This window comes from Pseudomonas sp. 1L-E-NC-VB-C3, assembly GCF_057291535.1.
In genome coordinates this window covers 229,076-246,413 of the sequence record NZ_JBXAWD010000011.1, presented here as the reverse complement: position 1 = coordinate 246,413, position 17,338 = coordinate 229,076, and the positions used below count along the sequence as shown (strand labels likewise).

The 17,338-nt window shown below is 57.9% G+C and carries 11 protein-coding genes; 4 read left to right on the top strand and 7 right to left on the bottom strand.

All coding sequences use genetic code 11. The features are described 5' to 3' along the window. Positions 1-15 precede the first annotated feature (15 nt). The 3 genes from AC0Z5Z_RS19600 to AC0Z5Z_RS19590 all read right to left on the bottom strand — a co-directional run bounded on the left by AC0Z5Z_RS19600 (position 16) and on the right by AC0Z5Z_RS19590 (position 1,756). Positions 16-591, bottom strand: coding sequence for a hypothetical protein (locus AC0Z5Z_RS19600; RefSeq protein WP_485611549.1), 576 nt, complete (start codon positions 589-591; stop codon positions 16-18). Positions 592-631: 40 nt separating this feature from the next. After that, positions 632-1,249 (bottom strand): SMI1/KNR4 family protein, encoded by a 618-nt coding sequence (locus AC0Z5Z_RS19595; RefSeq protein WP_224787207.1) that lies wholly within the window; start codon positions 1,247-1,249, stop codon positions 632-634. Between the two features lie 237 nt (positions 1,250-1,486). Continuing rightward, positions 1,487-1,756: a hypothetical protein gene (locus tag AC0Z5Z_RS19590; protein WP_016775048.1), complete on the bottom strand. Its 270-nt coding sequence runs from the start codon at positions 1,754-1,756 to the stop codon at positions 1,487-1,489. Positions 1,757-1,974: 218 nt separating this feature from the next. Between AC0Z5Z_RS19590 and AC0Z5Z_RS19585 the strand changes: the two genes are divergently transcribed. Further along, positions 1,975-2,274: a hypothetical protein gene (locus tag AC0Z5Z_RS19585; RefSeq protein WP_130927882.1), complete on the top strand. Its 300-nt coding sequence runs from the start codon at positions 1,975-1,977 to the stop codon at positions 2,272-2,274. Here the strand turns inward: AC0Z5Z_RS19585 and AC0Z5Z_RS19580 are convergent. From AC0Z5Z_RS19580 to AC0Z5Z_RS19570, 3 genes are read right to left on the bottom strand one after another with little or no spacing between them, the layout of a single operon-like run. Then, positions 2,255-2,689 carry a hypothetical protein gene (locus AC0Z5Z_RS19580; RefSeq protein ID WP_016775049.1) on the bottom strand — a complete coding sequence of 145 codons (435 nt, stop codon included), beginning with the start codon at positions 2,687-2,689 and terminating at the stop codon, positions 2,255-2,257. The genes AC0Z5Z_RS19585 and AC0Z5Z_RS19580 overlap by 20 nt on opposite strands. Continuing rightward, positions 2,689-11,340: a two-partner secretion domain-containing protein gene (locus tag AC0Z5Z_RS19575; protein ID WP_252876462.1), complete on the bottom strand. Its 8,652-nt coding sequence runs from the start codon at positions 11,338-11,340 to the stop codon at positions 2,689-2,691. The genes AC0Z5Z_RS19580 and AC0Z5Z_RS19575 overlap by 1 nt, the downstream gene beginning before the upstream one ends. Positions 11,341-11,365: 25 nt before the next feature. Continuing rightward, positions 11,366-13,072 (bottom strand): ShlB/FhaC/HecB family hemolysin secretion/activation protein, encoded by a 1,707-nt coding sequence (locus AC0Z5Z_RS19570; RefSeq protein WP_252876463.1) that lies wholly within the window; start codon positions 13,070-13,072, stop codon positions 11,366-11,368. A gap of 223 nt (positions 13,073-13,295) precedes the next feature. Here AC0Z5Z_RS19570 and AC0Z5Z_RS19565 point away from each other — a divergent pair, with 223 nt between their 5' ends. Further along, positions 13,296-14,114 (top strand): alpha/beta fold hydrolase, encoded by an 819-nt coding sequence (locus AC0Z5Z_RS19565; protein ID WP_095180222.1) that lies wholly within the window; start codon positions 13,296-13,298, stop codon positions 14,112-14,114. A gap of 115 nt (positions 14,115-14,229) precedes the next feature. Beyond that, positions 14,230-14,853, top strand: coding sequence for a glutathione S-transferase family protein (locus tag AC0Z5Z_RS19560; protein ID WP_056789310.1), 624 nt, complete (start codon positions 14,230-14,232; stop codon positions 14,851-14,853). Positions 14,854-14,865: 12 nt separating this feature from the next. On the opposite strand, the gene ptrR is transcribed toward AC0Z5Z_RS19560, so the two are convergent. Then, positions 14,866-15,744 carry a putrescine utilization regulator PtrR gene (gene ptrR, locus AC0Z5Z_RS19555; protein WP_038862196.1) on the bottom strand — a complete coding sequence of 293 codons (879 nt, stop codon included), beginning with the start codon at positions 15,742-15,744 and terminating at the stop codon, positions 14,866-14,868. A gap of 103 nt (positions 15,745-15,847) precedes the next feature. Here ptrR and AC0Z5Z_RS19550 point away from each other — a divergent pair, with 103 nt between their 5' ends. Beyond that, the gene (locus AC0Z5Z_RS19550; RefSeq protein ID WP_150635061.1) at positions 15,848-17,239 is read left to right on the top strand and encodes an aldehyde dehydrogenase family protein; all 1,392 of its coding nucleotides are present in this window, start codon (positions 15,848-15,850) and stop codon (positions 17,237-17,239) included. Positions 17,240-17,338: the final 99 nt, after the last annotated feature.

Genomic DNA, 17,338 nt, shown 5'->3' with positions numbered 1-17,338 from the left:
TTATCCGCTTTTCTTTCAATCGTCGGGAATCTCGATATGAAACGAATCTGCATCAATTTTCAAAGACATCCATCCTGGCCCAGGCAAAACGTTTATTTCACCCTCAAGAAAATACTCACTTGCAGACTTATCGACTTTAGGCCCACTAATAAACTCCTCGACAAACTCATTACCTGAGGAACTCTTTCGATCGAGAGAATATTCATAGATAACTTTTCTCAACACACTCACACCCGAAAAGACCAGCCAGCAGTCACCCACATATTCATGCATTGCGTGCAAACCTTCACTCTTGCTCTCGTATTTGACCCATTCACCACCCTCGCTTCGAGCGTGTAACAAACCATTTACAAGACTCCATTCAACATACTCCACATCTCTAGCGGGATCGTAAATATAATGAACAGGAAAAATATTTTCGCCCTTAGGACACTCATCTTCATCACACTGTACGATCCGAGCGCCATCCGCCGCTGTTACCAACTTCGTTTTTTTCAAGGCTAGGCCTCTTTCGACATAAAGGCGAACTACTCCATTTTCGAGCTCAAAGCCTCCATATACGCAGTCAAATGTGACGAGGGAATCAAACATCGCTGAAACTATCATTTGTCTCCTGTCAGTCCAGACTGAATTAAACCTGAGTACCGTCTGGTAAATTTTTAATCTTATCGGCTATATCGGCTCTGAGCCGCATGCCTTCTACAGCATCGGCAACATATAAATTATCCAAGGAAAAATCACCACCCATTACAAAAGGCACTTTGGGCAGCAAACGCATCCCAGCACGAACTGGACCATTGCGCTTTTGCCACTGATGAGCCAACGGATAGCCTGTCAATACTTCATAGTCGTGCAGAACTACTTCAGCCCAGCTTTCAACATCCGCAGCCAAGTACTCTAACGAGCCAGTTTCCGGATCAAAAATGTAGATACTGCCATCCTTGATACAGAACTGCCCACCAAAGATATCTTCAGCAAAAAAGACACCATTATCGGCTAGACCTTTGTAGCTAGTGCGCCACAGGTCAGCATGATTCCAATCAGATATGCCCATTTCACTTTGGCTGGAGTTGCTTGGAAAAATATGCAGCGCGCCTTCAAAAGCATAGAAGCCATTGCGCTGACGCAGCACATTAAAAAGTTGTTCCGCCGAAGTCCCTGCCATGTTGCGTATTGGCCCAGACAGTTCTGGTTCACGCTCACTCAAGGACGAACTTGCAATCGATAACAACTTATCCAAATTATTCACAATCTAATCTATCACCTCTATTCTAACCTTCGTCCCGTTAGGCAACTCTCTGCATTGAGCGCCAATACAAGCGCCTGGTCAACGTGTCAGGCTTTCCTGCCCCGATGGCATCTTCAATATGTTGCGCCGACTCGGGGAAACGGGGACAGATCACGTTTTGGAATGCGTTTTAAACATGGTCTGTCCCCGTTTATCTGGGTGCTAGGCCGGTGTCAGATCACATCTAGGCCTCTACAATTAACAAGAGACATTCAAACCACAAGCAGAGATAAAATCACGTATCGGTATATCAAGAACGCTACTTTCTCCAGCGGAGAGTACATCTTGCAATGTGACGATGCCTTTTTCAAAGTCTAAAGAAACGTCAAAGCAATTAAACTCGAACGCCCTGAACAGAATGCTCTCTGAGCAAACCCGCTCATCAAAGGCGTTTTTCAAAATAGAGCGAACGCTGTCGTCCAACTCTTGGGCCACAAATCGTTCTATTATCGTGCCGCCACTGCTCATAACCATTCCTAACCAGTACGAGAACGCAGTCTGGATCACACCATCCCGAACATTTATTTTGATTGTCGAGATCGGAGCGCATCAGACGTTTGTTCCAATCACCTTACTTGGGAAAACGGCGGACAGACACGTTTTACTCCTTCATGTCGTAGAGGGTGCGGCCCTTGTTTTGCGCGGCCAGCAGGTTCAGATCATTACCGGCGTAGACGTAGGCTTCGTTGCCTGTGCAGATCTTCCCCGCGACCAGTGTGGTGTCGAGGTCCGGGCTGGTATTTGCGTCGCCGCTGGCGATGAATCAGCAGCTTCCTGAAAAGAGTGGTCGTCCTCTTCATGGACGCGTTTCTTGCCGTGCCTGCTGTGGATTTCGACGTTGTGTTCATCACCGGCCGAGACAGGGAGATATCGCGCTTGGCCTCGGCGGTAAGGTTGCCGGTAGCTTCGGCGATGGCGACAACGTTGATGTCGCGACCGGCATTGAGCTTCAGGTCGCCACCGCTTTTACGCTGGACGAGAATTGAAAGGTGGTCTGTCCCCGTTTATCTCCTCCATTTGTTGTGAATAACGCTTTTCTAATCTTTCAGCAGACCTTTGAACTCCATCGCGTTCATCTGGAAAGTAAGCAGAATAAACATCAGCTGCAATTTTCATCAGAGAAACGTAGTCAGCCACAGGTATGCTAGAAGTTAACGCTTCCCCCAAGAAGAAACTTACCTCATTGAATTCTTCTGGATCGTCCCAATCCTGATCAAGCGAGTAAAAAAAACCTTCAGCCACTGAGAACCCATGTCCCTGCGAAGCGTCGTAGATAAACGCAGGAAAATTAGTCCTCCCTCTTACGATAGAAGCCTCAATTAACTCGTAAAGACCCTCATAATCTGCGTCAGTTGAAGAAAATGATTCCTTGAGAACCTCTAACCAAACCAAATCAGCCATTATTTCGTCCTCGGCGGCATAGTAATAAATGAGTTTGTTATATCTCCAGTTTTGCTATCACGCGTCACTTGAAAGTAATAACCATCAACTTTGATACTGGCCTCCCTCATGGCTGGATTAGCTCTGAACAAAGAGCCAGCTTCGACTGCCGCCCTGCTCGACATATCAGCCACCTTGATATCTGACAGAATTTTCGAATCATAAGTTGTTTTGGTGGATTTGGACTTGTATCCACCGACCAACTCGCCCCGAGTGTTAGTTTTAGGCAACTGATAACTATACTCCACAAGGCCAGGATAACGGACATCCGTAGTTTTATTGGAGATTTTTGCCCCAGTTTTTTCAACCGACTCCAAGAAGGCATCGCTGTTATGAGCACCAGAAATCGTCCCCGCCTTACTATTACGCACGCCAATCTGGGTGTTATGACTAAGAACTTTCTCGCCAAAATCTTTCAAAAATGTAGAGGTTGCCTGACCTCCAACGGTGGCTGCCCCCTCTGAACCTATCGCTGCCGGCCTAACGACTGCCGCAATCTGCTCAGCCGTTAGCTTAGCCCCAGTTTTCGCTTCGATCTCCATCAAACCGCGGAGATCACTCAGTTCCTTGGCTGCGGCCCCACCTGCTGTGGCCCCTAACCCCACGGGAAGTGCCTCCGACATTCCTGCCTCAGCGGTCCAGATCGCGACTTCGTTCGCGCACAGCACTGGGTTTGCTGCACAAGTAGCTGCACCTCTCGTGGCCAACTGTCCAAGCAAACCAATCGCTTCCGGCGCAAGAGCAATAATTCCCGCTGCAGCCAACAATTTCACCGCATTAGCCGGATCCCCTTTCGGAAGGTGGTCGAGGACCGCTCGCGTCCTAGCGTTGGTCGAGTCGGCGATATTGCTATGAAGGAATTGATCTGTGATCCCCGAATCGTCATTTTCCCAAAGTTTATTTAATGCAAGAGAGCCTTCATCAATCTCAGCCTTGATCTGCGCGCAATCGCCGGTCGCCCAACAGTTATTGAGCCGCGCCGTGTTATCCGCATCACGCTTGGCAAACTCAGCTCGAACAGCATCACAGTTGTCTTTACACTCCTTAAGCGCTTTCTCGAGGTCTTTTACATCCTGGTGATTCAGGAAGTTGTACTGTGTCGCATTGTTGGCAACCCAAGAGGCGTTTTCCAATGACTCTTGATCAGTATTGCCCAGCGCAGTTGCGGAGAGCACCCCCACTATCTGCGACCCCATGAGCAACAACTCGGGATTGCCCTTGAACCATTTGTTCATCTCACCAACAAGCGCTTCATTCGCACCAGCCGCCAACGCGCCTGTCGCAAAATCCCCGCCGGTCATCTCCGACAACAGCCCACCCACCGCCGCATGAATGATGATTTTGCCCGCTGAGCCATCATCCAGAACGCCCTGCGTGAGATCGCCCACCATGTTGAAGCTGAACGCTGCGACGGTATTGAACAGAGCCGTCTTCAGAACGTCACCGGCGCTTGCATCGCCGCCGACTGCCTTGGTGATCAGCGCGGAAGTGCCACCCTGGATGATTTGGCTTCCAGCGAATCTACCGACGCCCTCCCACGTGGCTAACGACGGGCCGAGCAGCTTTCCGGTATTCGGATCGTATTTCATACCCGTCAGCTGGTTCAGGTATTCGGCCATCAATCCGGCTGTCACTCCGGAAATCACATAGCCCTTCAGTGCATCGGATGAAGTAACGTCCGCGAAAACCGCTCCAAGGTTTCCGCCGTTATTGATAAAACTGGTCGTGGCATTCGTGGCTGCACCTGTTGCCACAGCGGCGAGGCCTGCGGCCCAGGCTGTGCCCATGCTCGCGCTTAGCGAAGCGAACGCAGCAGGCCCGACAAAGGCAGCCATCACGATCGCAATAATCATCTGCGAAGCCGGGCCAAGCCCCGAGTTGCTGTATTTAAACGACTCGTGAATCTCCTTCACGCGCCGCCAATCAACATCTCCCCGAGCCTCCGCATCCTTCAACCACGCCAGTTGCGGATCAGCCTTGACCATCGCATCAATGGTCTGGCTGACGGACTCCTGACTCACATCCTTGATATCAATCTTCAGCCCATCGACCGCTTTCAGGACGATGTTGCCCTTGGCGATCATCTGCGTCTGGCGCAGGGTTTCGTCGGTGTTGCCGCGACCTTTCGCCGAGACCCACGCCGCGTTGTTGTTGGTTTTGGTATGGCTCTCGTCATGCAGATCCTTCACCCCTTCGAAGGTGATGGCGCCGCCGCTGTCGAGGAGGATGTCCTTGCCGCTGTCGAGTTTGGCCACCTGGTAATGCTGGTCGCCCAGGCTGACCAGAGACAGGTTGCCGCCGGTCTTGATTTCGCTGCCGACGTGGGTGACCTGGGTGACTTCGTCGCGCTGGAGTTTCAGGTTGCCGAAACCGCCCTTCTCCTTCATGTCGTAGAGCGTGTGGTCCTTGTTCTGCGCGGCCAGCAAATTGAGGTCGTTACGGGCGTAGACGTAGGCTTCATTGCCTGCGCTGATTTTGCTCGAGATCAGTGTGGTGTCACGCCCGGAACTGGTTTTTACGTCGCCGCCGGCGATGAACTCAGCTGCTTTCTGAACAGTGTGGTCATCCTGTTCATGGACGCGTTTCTTGCCGTCCTTGCTATGGGTTTCGACGTTGTGTTCATCACCGGCCGAGGACAGGTAGATGTCGCGCTTGGCCTCGGCGGTGAGGTTGCCGGTGGCTTCGGCTGTGCTGGCGACGACGTTGATGTCGCGACCGGCATCGAGCTTCAGGTCGCCGCCGGTTTTCACTGTAGACGCGAGGTTTTCCACGGTGGTGGTAATGACTGAGCGATGGCCGCCATCGAAGGATTCGTGGAGTTCGTCTTCGTCGCGTGTCGCCAACAGGTTGATGTCGCGCGCTGCACTCAGGCTGGCGTCACCACCGCTGCTGATGGCAGACGCGTTGGTCAGATCCTGTCCGGACTTGATGGTCAGGCTGTCGCGGGCGCTGATGATGCCGCCGTCGTCGACGAGGGTGCGCATGCCGTTGCCATCACGCACCGCGATGGCGGTGCGATCGTTGACGATATCGCCCTTGAGTGTCGTCAGTTCGACCTGATTGCCACGGATTTCGCCGGCTAGGGCGTTGCGGATGCTGTCGGTGGCCATGAGTTTGATGCGCTCATCGGCTTCGACCAGACCGCCCTGATAGAGGCTGCCCTTGACGTCGACGGACACGTCGTTGCTGGCCTTCAATGTGCCGACGTTGACCAGATCGCTACCGGCCAGCATTTCCAGATCTCGGCCCTGAATCAGGCTGCCACCGCGCACGTTGCGCGACTCGGCCTGCGCCAGATACAACACCGGCACCAGCACTTTCTGGCCGTCGACGATGCGCTCTTCCATCCAGACAATGTCGTGGGTCAGCGCAGCGACCTGCGCCGAGGTCAGGCTGACGCCGACTGAGAGGTTCAGTTGATTTTTGCTGGCGAGCGCGTTATCCATCAGATAACGAAATTGCTCGTAGTCGTTCTCCAGGCCACCGGCGAGAAAACGCTGGCCGGTCTGGGCCATGACGGCGTCGCTGATCAGCCGCGATTCATAGCGACCGTCACCGAGGCGACGCGCCGCTTCATCGGCGCTGAAGTCGAGCTTGCCGAGCAGGTAGTCGGAGCTCATGAACGCCGTCGTCTGAGTCAGCTCTGGGTTGGTTTCGATCAGATAACGGCTCTGCGGATTCGTGCTTTGCACGAACATGCCGTACGGGCCTTTCGGCAACCGGAAGGTCGAGGAAGCCGTCGGGTCGACGGCGGCGAACGGCACACCTTTGAAGTCCACCGGTGTGAAGCTGATCTGCTTCACGCCATCGGCGTCGACATGCTCGATACGGGTAACGGATCTGGAGGTTTGGGCGACAGCGTCGGTGCTATGTTTGCCCAGGTTGATGTTGATGCCGCCGACCGCGTCAGTCTGGTCGCTGGCCAGAGAACCTGTCAGTTGGCCATAAGTGTTGTCGTATAGCGTGCCGTTCTGGATGCTGTTGGTGACGTCGAGCTTGACCTTGCCGCCGGCCTGCATCACCGCAGCGTAAACGGCGTTGCCGTTTGCGTTCCAGGTGGTGACGTCACTCATCAAAGAGAATCGCGAATCACTGGAGCGACTGATCAGTTCATCGAACCGCACCTGATCGAAGTTGCCGGCCGCGGTAGCCGCGTTGAACGCCGGAACATCGACGAACTCCATCTTGTCCCAGAGGCTGTTGTCGATACGCCCAGGGGTGCCCCTTTTCACCACGCGCGTCCCCGAACGCGACTCCCCGCCCTGGTTCAGCAGGCTGTCAGCCGTCACGGTCAGGTTGCCGTTGGCGGCCAGCAGGCTGTAACGGTTTTCAACCTGGTTGGCGTGGATGGTGAAGTTCTTGCCTGCCACGAATCGCGCCGCGCGCGAGTCCTTGAGCACCTCGTCGTTGAATTGGGTAGTGATGGTGATGGTGCCGCGCTTCCAGCCATCACCACCATCGCAGTGCTGACCGCACACCCAGCTCAAACTGCCGGACGACTGACCGGAAGTCAGCTCGAACTCGGCTTTGGCGTTTTCGAAGGAAACCGCGTTGATATCGACGTCACCCTCGCCTTCGATGGTGCCCGACAAGTTGCTGAACAACGCCGCGCGCCCGCCATCGACAGCGTCGAAGCTCATGTTGCCGCGGCTGTAAATATCGCCGTAATAGTTATTCAGGCTGTTGCCGTGCAGCTTCATCGTGCCGCCGCTGAACAGCAGCGTGTCGGCATCGTTGTAGAGACCGTTGGCGGCGGTGAGTTCGAGATTGCCTTGGGCGCCGAGGGTGCCTTTGTTATTGATCCGTGCCGCCGTCACCGTGAGGTTCTGGTTGGCGATCAGGCGACCGAGATTGTCCAGTGTGCCGCGCAAGGTCATCACGGTGTCGCCGCCGCCAACCAGTCGCCCGTCCTGCTGGATCACGTCGTTGGCGCTGATCGTGAGTTTCTGCTGCGCGGAGACTTTGCCGCTGTTGAGCAGATTGCCGCCGAGGGTCAGCGCCAGATCGCCGCCGCTGAGCAATTGTCCGGCATTGTTCAGGTTGGCCACGTTGAGGCTGAGCGCCGAAGCACTGGCGATCCGTTCGCCAGCATTGAGCGTCAGGTTCTGCGCACTGGTGTAGGTCAGCCCGCCGTTCAGTTGCCAGGTACCAACACCGTTGACCGAGCCGACATCCCATACACCATTGCCCAGCCCGGTGAGACTGCCCTGGTTGTTGGCCAGTTGGCTCACATCCAGGTCGAAAAGGCCCTGCGCCGCGTGGCGCACATTGCCGCTGAAGTTATTGATTTCGGCACCCGACAGCAGCAGGTCCTGACTGCCGATTTCGATCACGCCGCTCTGGTTGTTCAGATTGCCGGTCAGCTTGATCTGACTCGCAGCGCCACCGAGGGCGCGGAGCTGGCCGCCGGCGCTGTTATCCAAGCCGCTGGCAGTCAGCTTGAGGCTGTTCGCCGATTCGATCAGGCCGCCCTGATTGAGAACCTGCCCGACGGCTTCGAGCCCCAGCTGATTACCGCTGATCTCGCCGCCGGTGTTGTCCAGGCTGGTACCAGTGAAGATCACCTGATCCTTGCCGAACATTCTGCCGGCGCGGTTAGCCAAGCGCGTCACGGTCAGCGTCAAGTCATCAATCAGGCTGGAAATCAGCCCGGCCTTGCCGCTGGCTGCACTGTTGTCGAGGTCGGCACTGGTGATGCTCACCGAGTCGGCTTGCAGCGTGCCGCCCTGGTTTTGCAAATTGCCGTTGTTCAGCGCCAGTTCGGCATGGCTGCCGTTGGCCAGAATCACACCTTGCTGGTTGAGCAGTGTTTTGCCAGTAATCTTCAGGCCGTCGCTGCCAGCGATGATCTGCCCGGCAGCGTTGTTGTTGATCCAGGCGCTATTGATGTCCAGGCGCTTGCCTTGCAGGGTGCCGCCCCGGTTATCCAGCGAGGTCAGTTGATCAAGGAGCAAGCGCTGTGCGCCAGCATCGACCAGACCGGTGACGTTGCTGAAAACTCCGGCAATGTTGAGGACGACATCGCCGCCATTACCGACGATGCCGCCCTTGTCGTTGTTGCCAAGTTGTTTGGCATTGATGTCGATAGCGTTGCCGAGCAGGACACCGGCGCTGTTGTCGATCTCGTCACCGTCGATGTGCAACTGACCTTCGCTCTGAATCCGGCCCTGTTGATTCAGCAGTTGCGACTGGCTTGGTGCAGTTTGCTTGAGGATCAACCGCGCGCCATCGGCACCTGCGGCCAACAACCCGTTGGCACGGTTATCAAGGCTGGCCGCGTGCAACTCCAGGTCGTCGGCGATCATCCGCCCGCCACGGTTGTCGACGTATCCGTCCTTGGCCACCACCAGCAATTGCCGGGCGGCGACTACACCGCCACGGTTATCGATAGAGCTGGCACGCAGTTCCACATCGCCTTTGATGGATTGCAGACGGCCCAATGCGTTGTTCAAGTGCTGCTGGACGAGGAGCGTCAGTTGCCCGGTTTCGGCGCTGAGCGTGCCGTCGTTGTTGCCGATCAGATTGCGCAGGTTTGCGTCGACGATGCCGCCCAAAAGTTGGCCGCTGGCGTTTTGCAGATCCTGCGCGGTCAGGCTCAGGCGATCGGTCCCCTGGATCAGGCCAAGGCTGTTATCCAGGTCTGCACTGGAAACCACGCTGTCATCGGACGAAATCGCGCCTTGCGTATTATCCAGCGTGCCGCGACTGGCCACCTCGAGGGTTTTGCCCGTCAGACTTGCGTTGCGGTTGTTGATGCTCTGCGCAGTGACGGTCAAGCGATCCGAGGCTTGCACCTTGCCGTCGTGGTTGTCGAAATCCTGAGTCAGCGTCAGATCAGCAGCACCGTTTTCCGCGCTGATCACACCCTTGGCGCTGTTATCAAGGCGAGTGGCCGTGACGTGAATGTCGTCGGCAGCCAGCGTCCCACCCTGATTGAGCAACTCCCCTCCCGACAGTGCCAGTGTGGTTTTCGCCTGGATCTTGCCCGCGCCGTTATTCAGACGTTCGCGGGCGACAACCTTGGCCTCACCGTCGCTGGCGCCGATCAGGCCGCCACCGTTGTCCAGTTGACGGGCGTCCACGTCGAGGCGACCGGCGATCACTTTGCCGCCGGTGTTTTTTACCTCCTGAGCATTGAGCTTGAGGCTGCCGCCGGCGATTTCGATACGGCCCTGACGGTTGTCGATACTGTCGACCACCAGTGTTGCCTCTTGCCCATCGGCGAAGCGAATCAGGCCGCTGAGGTTGACGATGGCCGGCGCGCTCACGACCAGACGGGTTTCACCATAAACACGCGCATTCACACCTTGGTTGACCAGGCGCGCCGCGTTCAGAGTGAGGTCTTGAGCCTGCACGGTACCGTTCTGGTTCTCGAACGTTGCGGCTGCGCTGGCGGCCAGGGTGCGGCTGGCCAACACGCTGCCACTGTTGCTCACCGAAGCACTGTTGATCGACAGATCACCCTTGGCGTTGCGGCTGTTGTCTGCGTTCACCCCGGCTTCGATCACACCAGCGTTGGTCAGCCTGCCGCCGCTGCTCAGGCTGACGCTGTCACGGGCAGCGAGGCTTTGGCGATTGATCAGGTCTTCGGCGGTTTGTACGGTGACCTGCGTACCGGCATAAACCGCGCCCTGGGCATCGAGACTTTTGGCCTTTACATCGACGGCATTACCCGCCGTGACTTTAGCCAGGGTCAGCTGGCCATTGGCGTCGATCCGGATGTCACCGGCGCTGGCGGCAAGATCCCCCGCCAGCTTCACACCAACGCCCTGCTCGGTACCGACCAGTTTGATTGCACCGGCATACATGCCGCCGAGCGCCGAGGAGTCGATGGCCAGTTGTGGTCTGGCGCTGCCGTCATCGGCACGGGCGGTGGCACTGAGCGTGTCGGCGTTGACGTCGTTGCGGCCGGTGGTGATGTTCAGGTTTTTTGCGTGGATCTGTGCATTGATCTGCGCGCTGCGAGTAATGATTTCGAAACTGTCGACGTTGCTCGCATCAAGACCGACGCCGTCAATCGAAACGCTTCCCTGGTCGACCTGAAAGCGCTCCAGGCGACCATTGTCGAGCACCGGCTTACCGGTGGTCAGCGTGACACGTGGCGTGTTGATGAAACCGCAACCGTTGCAACTGATGCCGTAAGGATTGGAAACGATCACCCGTGCCGATTGCCCTGCGACTTCGGTGTAGCCGCGCAACTGGCTCGGGCTGCCGCCATTGACTTCGTTGAGGATGGTTTGTGCCGCTGCGCCACGCAGGTTCGGGTTGCCGAGAATGATCCCGCCCAGTTGCGTCTGTTGCATGCGGTCGGTGGCGTTGTTGAGGATGACGCCTTGCGCACCGACGTTGTAGTCGTGGAACTGGTTATGCGACAGGCCACTGCCATTGGGCGCTGCGATGTTGACGATTGGCACGCCATTGCCGGCGCGATCCAGACTGGTGCCGGGTGCACTGACAACGATGCCGTCCGCCTGCGCCCACACCGGTTGCCAGAACATGACGTTCGCCAGCAAAAAGGCCAGACCACGCTTGGGCATGCCGCAGAATTGCTCGCGCTTTTTTACGGCCGCAGAAGGTTGGCTGGCCAGGAAGGCCAGGTGGCGAATGTCCATATCAGAATCTCGAAGCGGGCAAAAATTAAATGAAGAAATCCAGGCGGAAATAGATCGGCGCTTCACGCTCGGTCAGCGCGTCGGGTCGTTCCAGGGAATGCGCGAAAGTCACGCTGGCGGCCACATGCTGACCACGGGCGAACAGCTCCAGCGAGTTGCTCGACATGCGCCCGTGCTGATCGCCGTTGTAGCGATCGCCGCGAATTACGCCCTGGTCGTATCCGAGGCTGGTGCCGTACTCGGCGAACACCAGTTGCAGCCATTCGGCAGTCACCGGGCGGCTCCAGCGCAGGTCGTTGCGCCAGTAACCACCGCTGTCGCCGGACAGCGATTGATCCTTGTAGCCACGGATCGACGCCGAGCCGCCGAGGCTCGTGCGTTGTGGGCTGAACAGCACATCTTCGCTGCGCTGGCCGGTCATCAGGCTGCTGAAGCTGAAGGATTCACCGAGCAATTTGAACGGCTGCAAATAGCTCAGCGTTGCGGTGTATTTGCGGTAGCGTGCGTCCGGCTCGCCAGGACCGGGATCGTGACTGCCCTGCGCATCGAAAGCGCCGATGCCCTCCTGCACGCCAGCATCGAAGTTGACGAACGCGCTGCCGACACGACGGCCGTGGTTGAAGCCGAATTGCGCTTCGCTGATGCGATTGCTGCTCAGTTTGAGTTTGCTGTCTTCGATGAAGTTGTTGCTGCGCAGGTACGAAAGTCCCGCACTGAGGGAGGTCTTGCTGACCGCGTCGCGATGGATCACGCGTTCGGCGCGCAACTGATGGTTTTCGCTGTCGCCGGTCTGCTTGAAGTTGTAGCCGTTGGCGGCAATCTGCGAGCGGTACTCGCTCTGGCTGTAGGTGTAACTGAACGTCCACCAGCCCCACGGCAGACTGTAATTGAGCATGGCGTTGTTGGAGGTGTGCTGGTGATCGGTCATCGCATCGTGGCCGCCGCGCAGGCTCAATTGGTCAGCCAGCCCCAGCGGGCTGTCCCAGTCGAACGACGTGCCCCACTGCTGCTCGCCGGTGCTGCGTTGGCCATCGTTGCTGCGCGACAGGCCGGCGCGCCAAGGTTTCTGCGGCGTGTTGGTGACGCGCACTTCACTGCCGCCGACATTCTGCCCCGGCGCCAGCTCCATTTTGGCCTGGTTGGACGGCAGGCGATTGAGCTGGTCGACCATTTGCTCGATCTCGCGCAGGTTGACCAGTTCACCGCTTTTGCCGGGAAAGGCCATGGCCAGTTCGCGATCCGAGAGCCGGCTGTTTTCTGCGCCTTTCATGCCTTCGAGTTTGCCTTCGACCACCAGCACTTTCAGGTGTCCGGCGGACAGATCCTGTTGCGGCAGATACGCACGACTGGTGACCAGACCTTTTTCGATGTAGTGATCGGTGATGACTTTGAGCAGCTCGTTGAGCTGCGGCACGCCGAGGCATTCGCCGATATAAGGCTTGAGCAGCCGCGTCTTCTCACGCTCCGAGAGGCTGTCGGCGCCCTTGAGCTCGATGTCCTTGATGGTGAAGCAGCGCGTATCGACGGGGGTTGTCGGTTGCGCCGGTTTGGCGTCTTTGCCGGGCAGATCCTTGAGTTCTTCGAGGCGCCGCTGCTGCTCTTCGAGCAAGCGGCTCTGACGTTCGCGGATCAGGTCGGTTTCACCAGGAGTGGGCGCGGCCCAGGCAGATTCAAGCGGAGAAAGGCAAAGCAGCGCCAGGCACAACCGCGCCGTGAAGGCGGGTGAAAACATGTTCGATCCCTCGACATAAAAAGTGACATCAAAATAGTGGCGCGATATTAGAGGGCCATCATTTTGACGTCAAACTTAAGTTTGTTCCGCTCATCGGGATTTGCCGCGCTTTCATATGGGTGAAACCAGCACCTGCGTACAAGTGGCGGGCGCGTTTTGCGCGGATAGTGGCCGTTGCCCATTCGGCATCTATTCTTGCCACACACGATCACAAGGAGTTTGCATGAGCACCTTCAAGACCCAAGACGGCACCGAGATCTATTACAAGGACTGGGGCAGCGGCAAGCCCGTGCTGTTCAGCCACGGCTGGCCGCTGGATGCCGACATGTGGGAATACCAGATGGAGTACCTGAGCAGTCGCGGCTACCGCACCATCGCCTTCGACCGCCGTGGTTTCGGTCGCTCGGAGCAGCCGTGGACCGGCTACGACTACGACACTTTCGCCGATGACATCGCCGGTTTGATCAACCATCTGGACTTGCGCGACGTAACTCTGGTCGGCTTCTCCATGGGTGGCGGCGACGTCAGCCGCTACATCGCCCGCCACGGCAGCGAGCGTGTTGCCGGCCTGGTATTGCTCGGTGCGGTCACGCCGCTGTTCGGCAAGAAAGCCGACTTCGCCGACGGCGTCGACAAATCGGTGTTCGACGGCATCAAGGCCGGCCTGCTGAAGGATCGTGCGCAATTCATCGCTGATTTCAACGCGCCGTTCTACGGCACCAATCAGGGCCAGAAAGTCTCTGACGGCGTGCTCACGCAAACCCTGAACATCGCGCTGATGGCCTCGCTCAAGGGCACCGTCGATTGCGTGACCGCGTTCTCGGAAACCGACTTCCGCCCGGATATGGCCAAGATCGATGTGCCGACCCTGGTGATCCATGGTGACGGCGACCAGATCGTGCCGTTCGAAACCACCGGCAAGCAGGCCGCTGCGCAAATCAAAGGCGCTGAGTTGAAGGTTTACGCCGGCGCGCCGCACGGGTTCGCCGTAACCCATGCGCAGGCGTTGAATGAAGATCTGCTGGCGTTCCTCAACCGGTAATCCCGCCCGGCAAAAGCCGTAGTCAGATGCTGATGAACCAAGGCCCGCGCAATGCGGGCCTTGTGTTTTACGCTATGGTATTTTTCTGCGTCCACTACCCGGAGAAGGAAATCCCATGCTGCGACTACTCGGCAAAGCCTCATCGATCAACGTGCGCAAAGTGCTGTGGACCTGTGCCGAACTGGACATCCCGTTCGAGCGCGAAGACTGGGGTTCGGGTTTCAAGTCGCCAAACACGCCGGAGTTTCTCGCGCTGAATCCCTGCGCCATGGTGCCGGTGATCCAGGACGGCGATTTCACCTTGTGGGAATCAAACACGATCATTCGTTATCTGGCGACGCGTTACGGCGGCGCGCATTTGTATCCCGCTGAGCCTGTTGCCCGGGCGCGGGTCGATCAGTGGACCGACTGGCAGGCCTCGGAGCTGAATCGCTCGTGGTCGTATCCGCTGATGGCGCTGGTGCGCAAGTCGCCGGACTATCAGGATCGCGATGCCCTGGCCGCCGGCTGCCGGGACTGGACGCGCAACATGCAAATCCTCGATCGCCAACTGGAGAAGACCGGCGCTTACGTCAGTGGCGAGCAGTTTTCCCTGGCGGACATCCCGATCGGGCTGTCGGTCAATCGCTGGTTCGAAACGCCGCTCGATCACGGGGATCTTGCTGCGGTGCGCGCCTATTACGATCGCTTGAATCAGCGCGACGGTTATCGTTTGTACGGGCGCAACGGCACGCCATAAAGACATGCTCGATCAGGCTTGCTCACGCACCACGCCCCGCTCTTCAAGCAAGCGCACGAACATGCTCAGACTGCGCGACACCGTGCCCCGGCGCCACACCAGCCAAGTGGTCAGATAGCGGAAGTCCGCGGTCAGCGGCCAGACGCTGACCGTCGCGCTGCCGGGCATGCTTTGCAGCATTTTGCGCGGCATCAGTGCCAGGCCGGCACCGGCGCTGACGCAGGCGAGCATGCCGTGGTAGGACTCCATTTCGAAGATCTTGCCCGGTACGGCAGCGTCAGTGCTGAACCATTTTTCGAAATGATGCCGGTAAGAACAGTTGGAACGGAAGGCGTAGATGTTTTCGCCATTCACGTCCGCCGCACGCTCGACCGGTGAATGATTGAGCGGCGCGATGATGACCATTTCCTCCTCGAACGCCGGCACACCTTCCAGGGCCGGATGCAGTACCGGGCCGTCGACGAATGCAGCGGCGAGACGCCCGGACAGCACACCGTCGATCATCGTCCCCGATGGCCCGGTTGAAAGATCGAGGTCGACCTTTGGGTGCTGCTGGTTGTACGCCGCCAGCAGTTCGGGGATACGCACCGCTGCGGTACTTTCCAGCGAACCCAAGGGGAACGCGCCCTGGGGTTCCTCCCCCGCCACCGTGGCTCGGGCTTCCTGCACCAGATCGAGAATGCGCCGCGTGTATTCGAGAAAACTCCACCCGGCCGGCGACAGGCGCAATCGGCTTTTCTCACGGATGAACAGATCGACGCCGAGATCCTGCTCAAGCTGCTTGATCCGCGTAGTCAGGTTCGACGGCACGCGGTGGATCTGCGTGGCGGCGGCGCTGATGCTGCCGTGCTCGGCCACGGCCTTGAAGATTTCCAGTTGCACCAGATCCAAAGTCATTCTCCAATCGTGAAAGAAACGCTCTTTATTATTCAGTTTCCAGAAAACTAACGCCACCCTACTCTAGGCCCATCCGACGAACCTACAGGACAACGTCATGAGCCAGATTTCCAGCCAGACCCACGCCATCTCGATCAACCCCGCCACCGGTGAGCAGATCGGGCAATACGCGTTTGAATCCGCCGTTGCCCTTGATGCGGCACTGACTCGCGCTGCCTTCGCTTTCGGCAAGTGGAAGCGCAAGCCGCTGCAGGATCGTTCGCGCCTTTTGACCGCCCTCGCCGGCGCGCTGCGTGAAACCTCAGAAGCGATGGCAACCATGATCACCCAGGAAATGGGCAAGCCGATCGCCCAGGCCCGTGGCGAAATCGAGAAATGCGCCAAGCTCTGCGAGTGGTACGCCGAACACGGCCCAGCCATGCTCGACGCCGAGGCGACTCAGGTGGAAGGCGGCAAGGCGCGCATCGAGTACCGCCCGCTGGGGCCGATTCTGGCGGTAATGCCGTGGAATTTCCCGATCTGGCAAGTGCTGCGCGGCGCGGTGCCGACGCTGATCGCTGGCAACACCTACGTACTGAAGCACGCGCCAAACGTGATGGGCAGCGCTTATCTGTTGCGCGATGCGTTTGTTCGTGCCGGTTTCCCGGATGGCGTGTTTGAGGTGATCAACGTCACCCCGGAAGGCGTTTCCAGCGCCATTGCCGATTCGCGCATCGCCGCTGTGACGCTGACCGGCAGCGTCCGCGCCGGCATGGCCATCGGCGCTCAGGCCGGTGCGGCATTGAAGAAATGCGTGCTGGAACTCGGCGGCTCCGATCCGTTCATCGTGCTCAACGATGCTGACCTGGATGAGGCGGTGCACGCGGCGGTGGTCGGTCGTTATCAGAATTCCGGCCAGGTCTGCGCGGCTGCCAAACGCTTGATCATCGAACAAGGTGTGGTCGAGGAATTTACCCGTAAGTTCGTCGAAGCTACACGCCAGTTGAAAGTGGGCGATCCGCTGAACGCCGACACTTACATCGGGCCGATGGCGCGGTTCGATCTGCGTGATGAGCTGGATCAGCAAGTGCGCGACACGTTGGAGGAAGGCGCGACGCTGTTGCTGGGGGGCGGCAAGGTTGAGGGTTCGGGCAACTACTATGAGCCGACGGTACTGGCGGATGTCACCGACCGCATGACTTCGTTCAAGCAAGAGCTGTTCGGCCCGGTCGCTTCGATCATCACCGCCCGCGATTGCGCACACGCCGTGGCCTTGGCCAACGACAGCGATTTCGGCCTGACCGCGACTATCTACACCGCGAACGTGGCGCTGGCTGAGCAACTGACCAGTGAACTGGAAACCGGCGGCGTGTTCATCAACGGCTACTCCGCCAGCGATCCACGTGTGACCTTCGGCGGCGTGAAAAAAAGCGGCTTCGGTCGTGAGCTGTCGCACTTTGGCGTACGGGAATTCTGCAACGCGCAGACCGTGTGGCTGGATCGTAAATAAGCCGGATGCTGTAAAACCTGTGGGAGCGAGCCTGCTCGCGAAAGCGGTGTATCAAGCGATGAAGATGCCGAATCCACCGGCGCCATCGCTGGCAAGCCA

Excerpts from the sequence above, each read along its gene's own strand:
- AC0Z5Z_RS19590 (WP_016775048.1), bottom strand. The coding sequence starts at position 1,756 with ATGAGCAGTGGCGGCACGATAATAGAACGATTTGTGGCCCAAGAGTTG.
- AC0Z5Z_RS19550 (WP_150635061.1), top strand. The coding sequence starts at position 15,848 with ATGAGCCAGATTTCCAGCCAGACCCACGCCATCTCGATCAACCCCGCC.
- AC0Z5Z_RS19560 (WP_056789310.1), top strand. The coding sequence starts at position 14,230 with ATGCTGCGACTACTCGGCAAAGCCTCATCGATCAACGTGCGCAAAGTG.
- AC0Z5Z_RS19575 (WP_252876462.1), bottom strand. The coding sequence starts at position 11,340 with ATGGACATTCGCCACCTGGCCTTCCTGGCCAGCCAACCTTCTGCGGCC.
- AC0Z5Z_RS19600 (WP_485611549.1), bottom strand. The coding sequence starts at position 591 with ATGTTTGATTCCCTCGTCACATTTGACTGCGTATATGGAGGCTTTGAG.
- AC0Z5Z_RS19570 (WP_252876463.1), bottom strand. The coding sequence starts at position 13,072 with ATGTTTTCACCCGCCTTCACGGCGCGGTTGTGCCTGGCGCTGCTTTGC.
- AC0Z5Z_RS19565 (WP_095180222.1), top strand. The coding sequence starts at position 13,296 with ATGAGCACCTTCAAGACCCAAGACGGCACCGAGATCTATTACAAGGAC.
- AC0Z5Z_RS19580 (WP_016775049.1), bottom strand. The coding sequence starts at position 2,689 with ATGGCTGATTTGGTTTGGTTAGAGGTTCTCAAGGAATCATTTTCTTCA.